Source organism: Paludibacterium sp. (assembly GCF_019232825.1).
Taxonomy (GTDB): Bacteria; Pseudomonadota; Gammaproteobacteria; order Burkholderiales; family Chromobacteriaceae; genus Paludibacterium.
In genome coordinates this window covers 22,076-36,569 of sequence record NZ_JAFAND010000038.1, presented here as the reverse complement: position 1 = coordinate 36,569, position 14,494 = coordinate 22,076, and the positions used below count along the sequence as shown (strand labels likewise).

The 14,494-nt window shown below is 60.8% G+C and carries 13 protein-coding genes; 6 read left to right on the top strand and 7 right to left on the bottom strand.

What is annotated here, in order from left to right; translation table 11 throughout:
- The first annotated feature begins 48 nt into the window (after window positions 1-48).
- Together JOZ06_RS04405 and JOZ06_RS04400 are read left to right on the top strand one after the other, a co-directional pair.
- Entirely contained in the window at window positions 49-678 is a 630-nt protein-coding gene (locus JOZ06_RS04405; protein WP_293229123.1) for a class I SAM-dependent methyltransferase, read from the top strand.
- 47 nt (window positions 679-725) lie between these two features.
- Window positions 726-1,718 (top strand): serine/threonine protein kinase, encoded by a 993-nt coding sequence (locus tag JOZ06_RS04400; protein WP_293229120.1) that lies wholly within the window; start codon window positions 726-728, stop codon window positions 1,716-1,718.
- Between the two features lie 46 nt (window positions 1,719-1,764).
- Here JOZ06_RS04400 and JOZ06_RS04395 read toward each other — a convergent pair whose 3' ends face one another.
- Together JOZ06_RS04395 and JOZ06_RS04390 are read right to left on the bottom strand one after the other, a co-directional pair.
- Window positions 1,765-3,774, bottom strand: a complete 2,010-nt coding sequence (locus JOZ06_RS04395; protein ID WP_293229117.1) for a M13-type metalloendopeptidase — start codon at window positions 3,772-3,774, stop codon at window positions 1,765-1,767.
- Between the two features lie 406 nt (window positions 3,775-4,180).
- Window positions 4,181-4,384 carry a hypothetical protein gene (locus JOZ06_RS04390; protein ID WP_293229115.1) on the bottom strand — a complete coding sequence of 68 codons (204 nt, stop codon included), beginning with the start codon at window positions 4,382-4,384 and terminating at the stop codon, window positions 4,181-4,183.
- 236 nt (window positions 4,385-4,620) lie between these two features.
- Here JOZ06_RS04390 and JOZ06_RS04385 point away from each other — a divergent pair, with 236 nt between their 5' ends.
- Window positions 4,621-5,562: a 3'-5' exonuclease gene (locus JOZ06_RS04385; RefSeq protein WP_293229112.1), complete on the top strand. Its 942-nt coding sequence runs from the start codon at window positions 4,621-4,623 to the stop codon at window positions 5,560-5,562.
- A 63-nt stretch (window positions 5,563-5,625) separates the two neighbouring features.
- On the opposite strand, the gene JOZ06_RS04380 is transcribed toward JOZ06_RS04385, so the two are convergent.
- A complete protein-coding gene (locus JOZ06_RS04380; protein ID WP_293229109.1) occupies window positions 5,626-6,120 on the bottom strand; it encodes an Lrp/AsnC family transcriptional regulator in 495 nt (164 codons plus the stop codon).
- A gap of 175 nt (window positions 6,121-6,295) precedes the next feature.
- Between JOZ06_RS04380 and ctlX the strand changes: the two genes are divergently transcribed.
- Complete coding sequence (ctlX, locus tag JOZ06_RS04375) at window positions 6,296-7,276, top strand: citrulline utilization hydrolase CtlX (protein WP_293229106.1); 981 nt, start codon at window positions 6,296-6,298, stop codon at window positions 7,274-7,276.
- A gap of 275 nt (window positions 7,277-7,551) precedes the next feature.
- On the opposite strand, the gene potE is transcribed toward ctlX, so the two are convergent.
- Window positions 7,552-8,886, bottom strand: a complete 1,335-nt coding sequence (gene potE, locus JOZ06_RS04370; protein ID WP_293229104.1) for a putrescine-ornithine antiporter — start codon at window positions 8,884-8,886, stop codon at window positions 7,552-7,554.
- Between the two features lie 826 nt (window positions 8,887-9,712).
- Between potE and JOZ06_RS04365 the strand changes: the two genes are divergently transcribed.
- On the top strand, window positions 9,713-10,627 hold the full coding sequence (locus tag JOZ06_RS04365) for a cation diffusion facilitator family transporter (RefSeq protein WP_293229101.1): 915 nt from the start codon (window positions 9,713-9,715) through the stop codon (window positions 10,625-10,627).
- Window positions 10,628-10,657: 30 nt separating this feature from the next.
- Here the strand turns inward: JOZ06_RS04365 and JOZ06_RS04360 are convergent, their stop codons facing one another.
- Together JOZ06_RS04360 and JOZ06_RS04355 are read right to left on the bottom strand one after the other, a co-directional pair.
- A complete protein-coding gene (locus tag JOZ06_RS04360; RefSeq protein ID WP_293229099.1) occupies window positions 10,658-11,740 on the bottom strand; it encodes a hypothetical protein in 1,083 nt (360 codons plus the stop codon).
- A gap of 60 nt (window positions 11,741-11,800) precedes the next feature.
- Complete coding sequence (locus JOZ06_RS04355) at window positions 11,801-13,051, bottom strand: hypothetical protein (protein ID WP_293229096.1); 1,251 nt, start codon at window positions 13,049-13,051, stop codon at window positions 11,801-11,803.
- A 153-nt stretch (window positions 13,052-13,204) separates the two neighbouring features.
- Here JOZ06_RS04355 and JOZ06_RS04350 point away from each other — a divergent pair, with 153 nt between their 5' ends.
- Window positions 13,205-13,840 (top strand): hypothetical protein, encoded by a 636-nt coding sequence (locus JOZ06_RS04350; RefSeq protein WP_293229093.1) that lies wholly within the window; start codon window positions 13,205-13,207, stop codon window positions 13,838-13,840.
- On the opposite strand, the gene JOZ06_RS04345 is transcribed toward JOZ06_RS04350, so the two are convergent.
- Entirely contained in the window at window positions 13,814-14,488 is a 675-nt protein-coding gene (locus JOZ06_RS04345) for a Clp protease ClpP (RefSeq protein ID WP_293229090.1), read from the bottom strand. The genes JOZ06_RS04350 and JOZ06_RS04345 overlap by 27 nt on opposite strands.
- Window positions 14,489-14,494 lie beyond the last annotated feature (6 nt).

The following is a 14,494-nucleotide window of genomic DNA, read 5'->3' as shown; positions in this document are numbered from 1 at the left end:
AACAATACTATCGATCAGTGTTCCGATTGTGGAAAAGGGAGTAAGCGAATGTCGGTACGAAGCTTCGACGAGTTTTACGGTGGCTGCGACAATTACTACGGCACTGCAGCCACCGGACAACTGATTCATTACATGCAGAAGTATGGCGTCAACGGGCCCGGGGACGCCATGGATCTGGGATGCGGCCAAGGGCGCAACGCGCTCTATCTTGGCCATCACGGCTACCGCGTGACGGGGGTGGACTGTTCTGCCGTCGCCATCGACGACCTCAATCGACAGGCCGACAGCGCGGGCCTGAGCGTCCAGGGCATCGTGGCTGACATCGTGTCGTTTCCTTTGCCGTCCCGCGCTTATCAGATGATTGTCGCCCATACGTCGCTCGATCATCTTAACGCGGACGATGGCCGGCGCGTGGCGCGGCGCATCATGGCGGCGCTTGCGCCTGGCGGCATTCTGTTTGCAGCCGTGTTTTTGGATGACGATCCCGGCTGCCACGGCCGAGAACAGGCCAGCGAAACGGCCGGTCACATCAAGCATTACTACCGCCCCGAAGAGTTTCTCGATCTGTTTGCCGATCTGACGGTGCTCGCTTACCAGCAAGAAAGGTCGCTCGATACGTCGCATGGCGAGGCGCACTACCATAGCACCGCCTTTTTGTTCGCGCGCTACGACGGCTAGCCGCCGTTTTTGCCTGTCATGGGCCGCGATCCGATATACTGCGGCCCATGGAACTCACCCCGCACCCTTTCGACGGACTCACGCCCGATACCCTGCTTGACGCGGTCGAGTCGCTCGGTTTACGCGCGAGCGGCAGCCTGTTGGCGCTCAATAGTTACGAAAACCGCGTCTACCAGATCGGCATGGAGGAAGGGCCGCCGCTGGTGGCCAAATTTTATCGCCCGGCGCGTTGGTCCGACGCGCAAATCCTGGAAGAGCATGCTTTTGTCGCCGAACTAGCCGCGCGCGAAATTCCGGTCGTCGACGCTTTGTCTTTCGATGGGCGCACGCTGCACCAGCATGGCGGTTTTCGTTTCGCGCTGTTTCCTCGTCGCGGCGGCCGTACGCCGGACTTCGATCAAAGCGACACGTTGACCTGGATGGGCCGCTTCCTAGGCCGTATCCACGCCGTGGGGGCGACCGTGCCCTATCTGGAACGGCCGGCCCTGACCATCGATCGTTTCGGCGAGCAATCGCTCGACTGGCTGTTGGCGAACGATTGGCTGCCGGCCGAGCTTCGCGAGGTGTACCGCGGTGTGGCCCGTCAGGCGCTGGATGGCGTGTCCCGCGCTTTCGAGCGGGCAGGTCGCGTGCAGACGCTGCGCCTGCATGGCGACTGTCACGCCGGCAACGTGCTCTGGACTGACGACGGACCGCACTTCGTCGACTTCGATGACAGTCGTTCGGGCCCGGCGGTGCAGGATCTGTGGATGCTGCTCTCCGGCGAGCGCGCCGATCAGTCGCGCCAGTTGAAAGACTTGCTGGCCGGCTATGAGGATTTCTTCGAGTTCGACGACCGCGAGCTGCACCTGGTCGAGGCGTTGCGTACCTTGCGGCTGATGCATTACAGCGCCTGGCTCGCGCGTCGCTGGCAAGACCCCGCTTTTCCGGCGGCATTCCCCTGGTTTGGCGGCGTACGCTATTGGCAAGACCGCATCCTCGAATTGCGCGAGCAGATCGCGCTGATGGACGAGCCGCCGCTGATCGGCGGCTTGTACTGATCGCGCATAAAAAAAAGCCCGGGGATACCCGGGCCGCAACAGGAGATTACCAGAGACGAATGCGGTCGGCCGGCGCCTTGTAGAGCTTGTCGCCTGGCTTGACGTCGAAGGCGTCGTAGAAGCCGTCGGCGTTCACCGCCGCGCCTTGCGGCCGGTAGTTGGCCGGTGAGTGCGGGTCGGTCACCAGCAGCTTGAGTAGTGCCTGGTCCTTGATCTTGTTTCGCCAAACCTGGGCGAAGCCGATAAAGAAGCGCTGGTCGCCGGTGAGGCCGTCGATGACTGCGGGCGCTTTGCCACCGAGCGACAGGTGGTAGGCCTTGTAGGCGATCTGCAAGCCGGCGTTGTCGGCGATATTCTCGCCGAGGGTCAGCCGGCCGTTGATGTGCTTGCCCGGCAGCGGCTCATAGGCTTCGTATTGCGCCACCAGTTTGCCGGTCAGCGCCTCGAAGCGCGCGCGGTCTTCCGTTGTCCACCAATTGCGCAGTTTGCCGTCGCCATCGAATTGACTACCCTGATCGTCGAAGCCGTGGCTGATTTCGTGGCCGATCACCGCGCCGATGGCGCCGTAATTGACCGCGTCGTCGGCGCGGGCATCGAAGAACGGCGGCTGCAGAATGCCGGCCGGGAAGACGATCTCGTTCAACGACGGATCGTAATAGGCGTTCACCGTTTGCGGCGTCATCTGCCACTCGGCGCGGTCCACCGGTTTGCCCAGTTTGTTCAGCTTGTAGCGGTACTGGAATTCGGCCACGCGACCCACATTGCCGACTAGGTCATGGCGGTCGATGACAAGCTGGCCATAATCGCGCCATTTGACCGGGTAGCCGATCTTGATCTGATATTTCGCCAGCTTTTCTTGCGCTGCCGCGCGTGTGGCAGGGGTCATCCATGTCAGGGTATCGATGCTCTGGCGATAGGCCTGCATCAGATTTTGCACCAGCAGGTCCATCCGCGCCTTGGCCTCGGGTGGGAAGTATTGGGCCACGTACAGTTTGCCCAAGGCCTCTCCCATCGATGATTCCGCCAGCGCTACGCCGTTTTTCCAGCGCGGGCGCTGTTCCTTTACCCCGGACAGCGCGCGCTGATGGAATGCGAAGCTGGCGTCGACGAACGGTTTGCTCAGGAAAGGGGCGTAGGCATCCAGCAATCGGGCGCTGAGATAGTCGCGCCATACCGGCAGCGGCGTGTCCTGGAGCATGCCGCCGAGTGCCGTGGCATAGCTCGGCTGAGTCAGGTTGAGCTTGGATACCTTGCCCAGGTCGGCGGCCTCGAACCAACGCGCCCACTCGACCGCCGGCGCGACTTTCTGTAGTTGGCCGCGCGACATCGGGTTGTAGGTCTTGACCGGGTCGCGGTTGGCGACGTTATCCCACTGCGCTTGGGCGATGCGGGATTCCAATGCCATCACCGCTTGCGCGCGCGGCGCGGCATCTTGCATCCCCGCCTGCGTGAACAGTCGGGTCAGATAGGCCAGATAAGCTTCGCGCGCCGCCTGAAAGCGCGCGTCGTTTTGCAGGTAATAGTCGCGGTCCGGCAGCCCCAGCCCGGATTGATTGAGCTGAAGTAGCGTCATGGTCGGATTGGCGGCATCGGGGTCTACGCTCACGCGCAGCGGCAGATCGACCGATGTCGCTTGCCACATGCCCAGCAGCCGGGTCAGCGCCGCGCGATCGTCGATGGCGGCGATCTGCGCCAGACGGCCGGTCAGGGGCTTGATACCGCGCTTGTCGGCCGTCTTGCTGTCGAGGAAGCTCGCGTACAAATCGGCCAATTTGCGCTCTTCCGCACTGGCCGGCTGCTTGTCGACGCCGAGGATCAACTGCCGGCTACGGGCTTCGTTCTGATCGCGCAGGATGTTGAAGCTGCCGTAGGACGCGTGATCGTCGGGGATGGCCGTGTTTTTGACCCACTGGCCGTTTACCGCGCTGAAGATATCGTCCTGGATGCGGACGGAATGATCGAAGGCGTTGAAATCGATGCCGGAAACGGGCGCGCCCACGGCGGCGCCCTGGGTTAATGCTAGGCAGATCAATAATGCCAATGATGTTCGTTTCATGGGTTTCTTTCTTATGTTATGAGCAAAGGTGAGGTGCAACATAAGGGCATGAAGCCAAATCCGGCCATGATATCACCGTCTTGTTTGGCCGAGCCGATCCCCGCGGCAGCGCGCATTGTCGCGCGGAGACGTTCGGCACGGGATCTGTCAGGAAGGTCAGTCAGCGAAAGTCAAGACGTCGCAGGCCATCACCGCCGTTGGCGGTGATGGCCTGCGTGAGGGTGTTGACAAACTCTTGCTCGCGAAGCGAGCGCCCCCTCTCAGGGAGAGGGCAGGGGGAGAGGGAATCGATGGGCAGGCTGCGAAATCAGTCTGTTGCCACTGAGGCCCGGCTTTGCCGGGCCCTCCCCAACCGCTGCAAACCACTAAATCAACAGCCTGCGTTAAACCGGAGGGCAAACAGACCTTAGGCGGTGGTGTTGATCAGCCGGCCGGTGGTTTGCCCACTGGTGTTGACGCTGGGTGGGGCGGGTTGCGTTTGGTCGTTTTGCGCCTGTTCGCCTTGATGCTTGTGCTTGCCGTTGACCTGGTTGGCGGCGGCGGTCGGCGTCGTGGCGGTGGCCTGGGTGTAGAGCTGGCTGTTACCAGACGAAACCGGGCTAATGGACATGGTGGACTCCTTTGCCGAGAGTGAGGGCGCTAAGGACCCTAACCCCCATTCTAGTTAATCTTCGCCAATTTGCAGCTATGGTGTCGTGCGTTGCCGGCCAGTCCGTTCGGACAGATAAGAAAACCCGCTTTCGATGGCGGTATCGGCTTCGGCAGCGGCCTAATGGCGCGGAAAACGATGTTCCGCATGGGAATGGCGCGCTATCATGCCCGGATTGTATTCGACTGCCGACCACCATGAACACGCCCGAAGCGCTACAACTGATTGCCGCCGATCCCGAATTCCGTATTTTGCGCCGCGTGCCGGAGCGGTTGCCTGCACCGTCGGTGCCGGACGGCGAAACCGGCCTGGCGCTGATCGTCGATACCGAAACCACCGGTATGGACAAATGGCACGACCAGATCATCGAGGTTGGCATGCTGCTCGTGCGCTACCGTCGCGATACCGGCGAGTGGCTGGCGCTGGAAGATCAGTACGATGGGCTGGAAGATCCGGGACAGCCGCTGTCGCGCGTCGTGCAGACGGTCACCGGCCTCACCGATGCCGATTTGGCCGGCCAGCGCATGGATGATGCCCGCGTCGACAGTCTGGCGCGCCAGGCCGATCTGGTGATTGCCCATAACGCCGCCTTTGACCGGCCGTTCCTGGCGCGGCGCTGGCCGGTGTTCGATGACAAGTCGTTTGCCTGCTCGGTCAATGAGATCGACTGGATGGAGGCGGGCTTCACCAGCGCCAAGTTGGAGCTGCTGGTGTATCACTGCGGCTACTTCTACGATAGCCATCGCGCGCTCAACGACTGTTGGGCCTTGTTGTTCATGCTTGGCCAAGTGCTGGCCCCGCGCGGCGAAACCGCGCTGGCGGCGCTGTTGCAAAGCGCCGATAAACCGTCGTTTCTCTTGAATCTGCAAGTGCGTTTCGACGACAAGGACAAGCTCAAGGCCATCGGCGGCTTCCAGTGGCAGGACGGCGCCGATACGCGCTATCTGCCCAAGAGCTGGCTACGCCGTTGCAAGGACAAAACCGAGCTGCGCGCCGTGCTCGACAGCATCCACGCCCAGGTATTCGGCGGGCGTTCCTTCCCTTGCCACATCGGCAAACTCACCGCGCTGGAGCGCTATGCGCTCGACCCGCAAACCGTGCGTATGCGTCCCTACGACTTTCCCGCGCCAGGAGCTTGATCCAAGCCAAATGGCGCTGGTGAATTGGCAGTGTATATTAAAGCTATATCAGGAAAGGTTAATTTATTTCTTGGTAATACCGGCGCCTTTGATGACCTGCATCTCCGGGTCGCTGACGATCTTTTCGATCTTGAACACGTCGCTTGCCAGCCATTCGCTGGTCAAGGTGCGGTATTGATCCATGTCGGCGCAGTGAATGCGCACCACATAGTCGAACTGTCCACTGACCAGCCAGCAGTCGAGCACCTCGGGACGCTGGCGTACCTCGGCCTCGAAGGCTTGCTGGGCCGAGCGGCCGCTCTGGCTGGAAAAGGCGATCTTGGCGTGCAGCGTGACGCCAAGCCGGTGCACGCCGTCATCGATGATGGCGGTGTAGCCGCGGATGATGCCGGCTTGTTCCAGCCGGCGAACCCTCTCCTGGCAGGGGCGGGGTGTCAGATACACAATTTCGGATAGCCGTTGGTAGGTGATGCGGCCATCGTGGCGCAGAACCTCAAGGATTTTGCGGTCAATGCGATCTAGCTGCTTGAGCGCTTTGTTCTTGTCGTCCTGTTTCATGGCGAAGGCCCTGGAGAGTGTTGGTTTTAAAGGGTTGCAGCGGAATCTGCTGTAACACGTGCGAATATAACAGAAAACGCTGTCAGTCAACATTGATTACAGCCGGAATTGTCGGGCGAATGCTCGCACAATGATGCCCTTTCTCACCTGCCTGATTTCTTTGCGAGGTCAAGTCATGCAAACCACGAATCACATTCTGATGGTCCGTCCGACCAACTTCACCAGCAACCCGGATACCGCCGGCAGCAATACCTTCCAGCACTCCGACCTGACGCCTGAAGCGGCGCAAGCGGCGGCGGTCAAGGAGTTCGACGAGTATGTCGCGCTGCTGCGCGAAGCCGGCGTCGACGTGCTGGTGATTCAGGACCGTCAGTCTCCGCACACGCCGGACTCGATTTTCCCGAACAACTGGATTACCACCCATGAAGACGGCACGGTGATCCTGTATCCGATGGAAGCGTTGAACCGCCGTCTCGAGCGCCGCCGCGACATTTTGGAATGCATCGGCGAACGCTTCGACATTTCGTCGGTGATGGACTTCAGCTCGTACGAATCGAAGGAATACTTCCTCGAGGGAACCGGCTCGATGGTGCTCGACCGCGATCATTGCATCGCCTACGTATGCCGCTCGTCGCGCAGCCATGAAATGGTGGAAAGCGCCTTCGCCAAGGTCATGGGCTACAGCACCGTATGGTTCACCGCGGTCGACAAGAGCAACATGCCGATCTATCACACCAACGTGATGATGCACGTCGGCACCAAGATGGCGGTGGTCTGCCTGGAGTCGATCCTGAGTCCGTACGAGCGCAAGGCGGTGGTGCAGTCGCTGGAAAAGAGCGGCAAGGAAATCGTCGATATCACGCTGGATCAGGTCGAGCACTTCGCCGGCAACTGTATCGAGCTTCAGGGCCACAAGGGGCAGCCGGTGCTGGCGCTGTCGCGCCAAGCATGGGGATCGCTGAGCCAGAGCCAGCAGGAGCAGATCTTGAAGTACGTGGTTCCCGTGCAAGCGCCGGTCGAGACGATCGAACGCCTCGGCGGCGGCGGCGCCCGCTGCATGGTGGCGGAGCTGCACTTGCCGCCGCGCACGCCGAGCCAAGCCATCGTGCTGCCGGAAGAGCATACCCGCCAGGACGACTCGCCGTATCTGGCCTAAGCGCGGCCTCAGTCAGGGAGAGAAAAAAACCGCCGGCACGGGAAACCGTGCCGGCGGTTTGAGTGTGTTGACAAACCCATGCTCGCGAAGCGAGCGCCCCCTCTCAGGGAGAGGGCGGGGGGAGTGGGAATCGATGATCAGGCTGCGAAATCAGTAAGTTGCCACTGAGGCCCGGCTTTGCCGGGTCCTCCGGGACCGCTACAAACCACTAAAAACAGCCTGAACCGCCGGCACGGGAAACCGTGCCGGCGGTTTTGTTTGGTGCGCTATGCGCGTTAATGGGCGTTGTCGGCAACCGGCGACGGGAACCGATCGGCGCGCAAGCCGTAAAGGATGTAGCCGGTGAGCATCACCAGCGCGCCCCAGAACACCGCGTCGGTGCCGGCGGCATAGATGCCGTACAGGCTGTAGACCAGCGCGACCATCACGATGATCAGATTGCGGGTATAGGTGGCGCGGGCGACATGGTGCTTTTTCATGATGGCGAACAGCGCGGTCAGCGACAGGATGTAGGGCACGACATTGGTAAACACCGCCAGGTTGACCAAGGCATTGAATTGCTGGTTGAGGCTCGGCGAAATGGTCATCAGCGAGATCAGCGTTTGCACGACGGTGATGATGACCATGCCTTTGACCGGTGCGTCCTTGCTGTTCACTGCGCTGAATACCTTGGCGAACATGCCGTGATCGGCGGCGGATTTCGATACCTGGGCAATAGTGAACTGCCAGCCGAGCAGGGAGCCCGTGCAGGCGACGACGGCGAGCAGGCTGACGATACTGCCCAATGCCGGGGAGAACAAGAGGCTAAAGGCCAGGCCGAACGGCGCCGACGAGTTGGCCAGCGCGTGGTTGGGCACGATGCCTTGCATGGCGGCGGTCGACAGGATGTAGATGACCGCGGCAATGCCGGTGCCGGCCATGACGGCGATCGGCACGTTTTTCTTGGGGTTTTCCACCGCGTCGGAGTTGGCGCAGGCCGATTCCATGCCGAGGAAGGCCCACAGCGTGAGCGCGATGCTGGACGAGATCGCCTCGCCGAACGGCTTGTGCTGCACGTTCCAGGCGCTGACGAACAGGTGCGGGTCAAACCAGAACCAGCCGAAGATGGCGAGCGTCGCAACCGGAATGATCACTCCCCAGACCGTCACGCCGCTGATGCGGCCGGTGATGCGCGCGCCGCCGAAGTTGGCGACGGCGGTCAGCCATAGTAAGGCGATCACGCCGATGCAGGTATTGACCGGCGCGGCCGAGAGCCAAGGCACGAACGGCGACAGATAACCGATGGCGGTGATGGCGATGGCGACGTTGGCGATGGCCAGCGACAGGTAATAGGTATAGGAGGCCAGGAAGAACGACGATTTGCCGTGCGCTTCCTCGGCGTAGGCCGACATGCCGCCGGAGCGGGTGACGAAGAAGCCGCACTGCGCGAACGAGTAGGCCAGCGCCATCGATCCCAGCGCGGTGACGATCCACGACAATAGCGAGATGGTGCCGACTTTGGCCAGGCTTGCGGGCAGCATGATGATACCGGAGCCCATCATATTGACGGCGACGATGATGGTCAGGCCGACCACCCCCATTTTGGTGCTTTGGGTAGAACTGGATGACATGATGATTCCAAGCGAAAGGTTATTTGAAAAATTTACGGGTGCTTTGCAGCGTGCGCCATAAGGCGCGAGTACGGCGGAGTGTGCGGATCAATCGACCTTTCTCCTTGACGGGTTGGAAAACGCTTGCTTTTTAATGTCATTGGCATTGTGCGGGCGCAAGCAAACGGCTTCGCCGAGATGGCGGTTAAAAACAGGGTGTTGAGTGCGTTCGCATTGCAACGCACCATAGCGCGCAGGGTGCGCCCGTTGGGGCGCGCGTTTTGACCTGACCGCGCCGCGGTCTGCGGCGCTAGGCAGTAGAAATCACGTCATACGACCGATTCAGCATGGGGTAGTCTGAGTGGTCTGTAACGGAATACGTATGCCGAGGACATGCCCCGGGGATGACAAAACGGGTTGGACTCTCAATGGGAGAACCGAAAAAGGCATAGGGCTCGCAGTGCACGAGCAATCTGCGATCGTTAGGATCGTCGATGCAGTTGTTATATTCGAAAATGATTCTATATTAATGGTCGCTAAAGAAGCAATGTGGCCGGTTGATCCAAATCAACTGCTCGCCGAGTTAGTCAACTGGAATAATCTGTAAATGTTAGATGCTTGATTATGTCAATGGGGTTATTGTTGCCGTGTTGCGGTAAATGAAACTGCGATTGATTTTCATAAATAAATAATATTAATTTCTAATTAACAATGAGAATGATTGTCGCTTTGCGGCGAGATTGATGGATGAACTGATTTTTATATCGTATTGTTTACAAAATATTTTTTTATGAATATCATTAAATAAAGACAATTAATTATTATATTAACTATTCCCGCCTCTCTCATGAATCAATCTACGCCTTTCCTCGTTGACGACAAGACGCGTCAACACGTCGCGCATCGCAGCACGCTCGTCAGCGTGGCGACCAATATCGCACTCACCGTGTGCCAAGTGGTGGCCGGCTGGCTATCCGGTTCCCAAGGCCTGATCGCCGACGGCGTTCATTCGCTGTCCGATCTGCTGGCCGATTTTGTGGTGTTGCTGGCCAATCGCCATAGTCAGAAAGCGGCCGACGAGGATCATCAGTACGGCCACCTGCGTTATGAAACCGCTGCCTCGCTGGTGCTGGGGGTGCTGCTTGTCGTGGTGGGCGCCGGCATGGTGATCAATGGCGTGCGCAAGGTGGTTGACCCGAGCCTGGTGACGGCCGTGCACGGCGCGGCGCTATGGGTCGCGCTCTTGGCGCTCTTGGCCAAGGAGGGCTTGTTCCGTTACATGCTGCGCGCCGCGCGGCAGGTCGGTTCGAGCATGCTCGAGGCCAATGCTTGGCACGCGCGTTCTGACGCGGCGTCGTCGCTGGTGGTGGCGGTCGGTATCGGCGGCAATCTGCTGGGGTTTCATTTGCTCGACCCGCTGGCGGCCCTGGTGGTCGGGATCATGGTGGGGCGCATGGGCTGGACGTTTGCCTGGAATGCGCTGCATGACCTGATGGACCGCGCCGCCAGCGACGAGCAAATCGCCCGCTTGAACGAATGTCTGCTGGCCACGCCCGGGGTGCGCGGCGTGCACGATCTGCGCACGCGCATGATGGGAGACCGCATCGTGGTGGACGTGCATCTGGAGGTCGACGGCGATCTTTCGGTGCGTGAAGGGCACGCGATCAGCGTGGCGGCGCGGCAGCGCGTGATCGCGGCGTTGCCGGTGCTGTACGTGACCACCCACCTCGACCCTGCCGGCGAGGACGATCTGGACAGCTAGGGTCTGTCGTCAGGCGTAGGGCGACACGCCTTAGGCATCGACATCCACTTGGCTGACCCGGCCGGCTTGGCCGTTGTCGGTCAGATAGACGCCACTGCGTCGCACTTCCCCCTGTGCCTGATTCTGGCTGTTGCGCAGGGAAAACGGCGTGGCCACGCTTGGCAGCAGGATGGCGCCGATATGCAGCGACGACAGCGACGATAGTTGGTCGTTGCCTTGGCTGTCGATGCCGGTCCAGACCTTGAGATCGGCAAAGGCCGCGTCGCTGGCGTCGATCACGCCGTCATGGTTGCTATCCAGCGCGGCCAGGTCGTTGAAGCCGTTGCCGCTTTGAGGGCCGAACAATTGGCTGCCGTCGGCGACCTTGCCGTCATGATTTTTATCCCAGACCAGCCAGCCGCCATCGGCGAAAAACGGCAGGCGGGTTTGCCCGCTGCCGGCATCCAGATTGAATGTCGCACTGGCGCCGCTGAAGCGCCCCGATCCCCCAGGCAGCGTGATCATCAGCGGGTCCTTGCCGCCGACTTGGCGGCGCACGCTGTCGCTGCCTTGAAAATCCCGCTGCAGTTGGCTATCGAGTTGAAACGAGAACGTCTGACCCTCGGCGGTGGTGATGCTGCCGCTGGCGCTGAAGCCGGTTTGCTCCTGTTCCTGCACTTGCGTGGTCGTGGTTTGCGTGCCGCTGGCGACGGCCGGCGCGCCGGCGCTTTGCCCCGTGGACGACGCCGGCACCAGCTTGCCGTCGTAGAGCGTGAAGTGGATGCCGAACACCTTCTCCAGAATCTGCTTGGCAAGGTTGAGCAAAGGCGGAATGTCGTCATCGACGAGCGGCGAGGCCGTCGCCGCGCCGTGAGCGTTAGGCGAGGCGACTTGATAGCTGGCGGAGGAACGGGTGGTGTTGACGCTGTCGGCGTGCTGCTCGGACCGTTGAACCGGCTGGCCGGGCGCTGCCGGCGTGGACAGCGTTTCCGCGTCGCTTTGCCAGCGCTGCGTATTGGACAGGTCGTTGCTGGCGGTGCCGTTCCCCAATGGGGTGAATTGCGTCCAGGTGCTGCGTTGCTGGCGAAGCGTATGCTGCGACGCCATGTTGAGCGAGAAGCTGCTGATATGCATATCGGCCCCCTGGGGGCTCAATCCAGTGCCCCGGCCTGTTTGCCGAGGCACTGGATGGCACTAGGTGGTTTGCGTGCCGGTTGGCGTCGTCGGCTGTTTGCCGTCGCTTTGGCTGCCGGTATCGGCGGTGGCGTCGAGGGCGCCCGCGGAGTGATTGTGCGTGCCATGCGCATGCTGGCCATGCTTATGCTGCAACAGGGCGCTGATTTGTTGTTGCGGCAGCGTCTGCTGCTTGCTGCCGCTGTTTTGCGGCGTCAGCGTCAGGGTGGCTAGCGCGCTGGTGATCTCGCGGCCGATGAGGCTGGCAAGGTCAGTCTGCGTGCTGCCGCTGTCGCCGGCGGCACTGCTGCTGGTGCTTGAACCGTTGCCGCCGGCACGGTTGGTTCCGCTCGCATTGCTTGCGCCGCTCGCGGCACCGGTGGTCTGGCTGTTGTTGCCCAGCGAGGCCGCCAACAGGTTTTGCAGGCTGAACGCCACGTCGGCGCCGGCAAACAGACCGGCTTGCTGACCAAGCTGCAGGGTCGGGTTCTGCGTGGCGCCGTCCTGACCGTTCTGGTTATTTTGGCTGTCTTGGCCGTTCTGGCTCTGCGGGCCGAAGGTACCGGTTTCGCGGCTGGCGATTTGCACGCTGGCCTGCAAGTCGACTTGCAGCGAGAACTGGAAGGCCTGACCGGACGCCATGGTGATTTTGCCGCTGGCGGTAAAATCGTAGCGCTCGCTTTCCGCCACCGAGACGTCGCTCTCGTAGCTGCCCGACGCGCCTTGCGCCGCAGCATTGGCGGTCATGTTATGCATCAGCGACTGATTTTGCGCCGATAGATTGTTGAACAGCGATAGCGCGTCGTTTTGCACCGAGTTGCCCATGCTGGAGAGTGCCGACAGCAGGCTGTTCTGACTGCCGCCGCTTTGCGCCGCTTGGCTGCTGTTGTTACCTTGCAGTGCGGACATGATCGACGCGGTCAGTTGATCGAGCGGCGAGGACGGGGCGTTCTGGCTGTCGCTGTTTTGGCCGCTCTTGTTGGCGGCATTGCTTTGCGTGGTGGATGCCACGGTGGTCAGCGACGTACCGAGCACTTGCTGCAGAATATTCTCGATCATTCCCTGCAAAGAGGTCATCAGGTCGTTTTGGCCGTTGGCGCCGTTGCTGGCCGTGGCGCCGGGGCTCAGCGTCACTTGATCGGCGGTGTTGCCCGCTTGCCCGGTCGCGGCGCTGCCGCCAATGGCTTGGAATTGCAACTGGGTCTGCGCCATCAGCGTTTCGCTGAAGCCATACGCGCCGGTATTGCGCTGCGTTTGATTGAGAATCTGCATGGCCGTACTCCGGGGGAATGTCCCTCATGATATCGACGAATTTGGCACGATCTTTATTTTTTTCTGAGGGTTGCTGACCGTTCCGGCAGGGGTGGTGTTGACAATGTCATAGCGCGCGGCTGTAATGACGCGACCTTTTTGGGGAGATCCGTCATGTTGCTCGCCTCCGCTGCCCAGGCTCAGAGCCTGTTGCGCGATACGTCGCATTTTCAATGGGGCGCGCTGCCTTTGTTCTTGCTGGTGCTGTACATCTACAACGAGCAGATCGTCGAACGCCGTTGGAGCGTGGTGCTTGGCGGCGTGGCCTTTTGGCTGATGGATTGGGTCAACGAGATCGGCAATGGCCTCATCGCCCATTTCTCCGGCTACGCGCCGCTTTGGGGCACGCCCAATGGCCATTCCTCACTGGTGCTGCTCATTGGCCTGAACCTCGAAATCACGCTGATGTTCGCCGTCATGGGACTCATGGCGGTGCGGATGCTGCCGGCCCAGCGCGGCATGCGCTTGTTCGGCGTCAGCAACCGCCTGCTGCTGGCGCTGGGGAATTCACTACTGTGCGTGATCGTCGAAATTTGGCTCAACCATATCGGCGTCCTGACGTGGGAGTGGTCGATATGGGGGCGTCATGCCCCGTGGCTGATCTTTCTGATCGGTTACCTGCCGTTTTTCGGGGTCGCCTATTGGGTGCATGACATGCCCTCCCGCGCCAAGCAGGTGACCGTGGTGGGCTGCCTGGCCGGGGGCGTGGCGTTGTCGCTGCTGCTATTTGGGGGTTTGGGCTGGCTGTGACTCGCGCTGCGCCGTCAAACGCCGTTTGGCGGATGGCGCGACCGATGGCTCGCCTTTCTGCAAGTGCGCCAGCCTGCGGCGGATATCGTCCGAGTCCATCCAGATGTCCTCGCCATGTAAAATGTGATCGACTTCTTCGTCGGTTAAAAACGGCCGGCAGACTTGACGCATGACCTTGCCGAACCACTTGCTGACCGCGCCTACTTGCGCTTGCTGTTCGTTGCCTTTGCCGAACAACGCCGACGAATAGTTGTGAAACATCAGCTGGCAGGTATCGTGCACGATCAGTTCGTCGCCGGCCAAAAAGATCATGGCGCCCATCGAATAGGCACGCGCTTCCAGCACGGTCAACACGTGCGCCTCGCTGGCGCTGATGTTGTTGATGATCTGCAGGCCGGTGTCGAAGTTGCCGCCTGGCGTGTTCAAGTGCAGCAGGATCAGATCGCTCGAGCTGGCGCTGCGCAACGTATACAGCAGATCGGTATAGTGAATCGGCTCGCCGATTTCGCCCGACAGATAAAACGAAATCTGCCGTGCCACGCCTTGGCTTTCATAGCGCTTGAACAGCGGCAGCGCTTCGGGTTCCGCATCGTCGTCGTCGCGCGCGGCGGCCATCGCCAAGGGGCGGGTACGCCCATTGTTGGTCATGTTGTT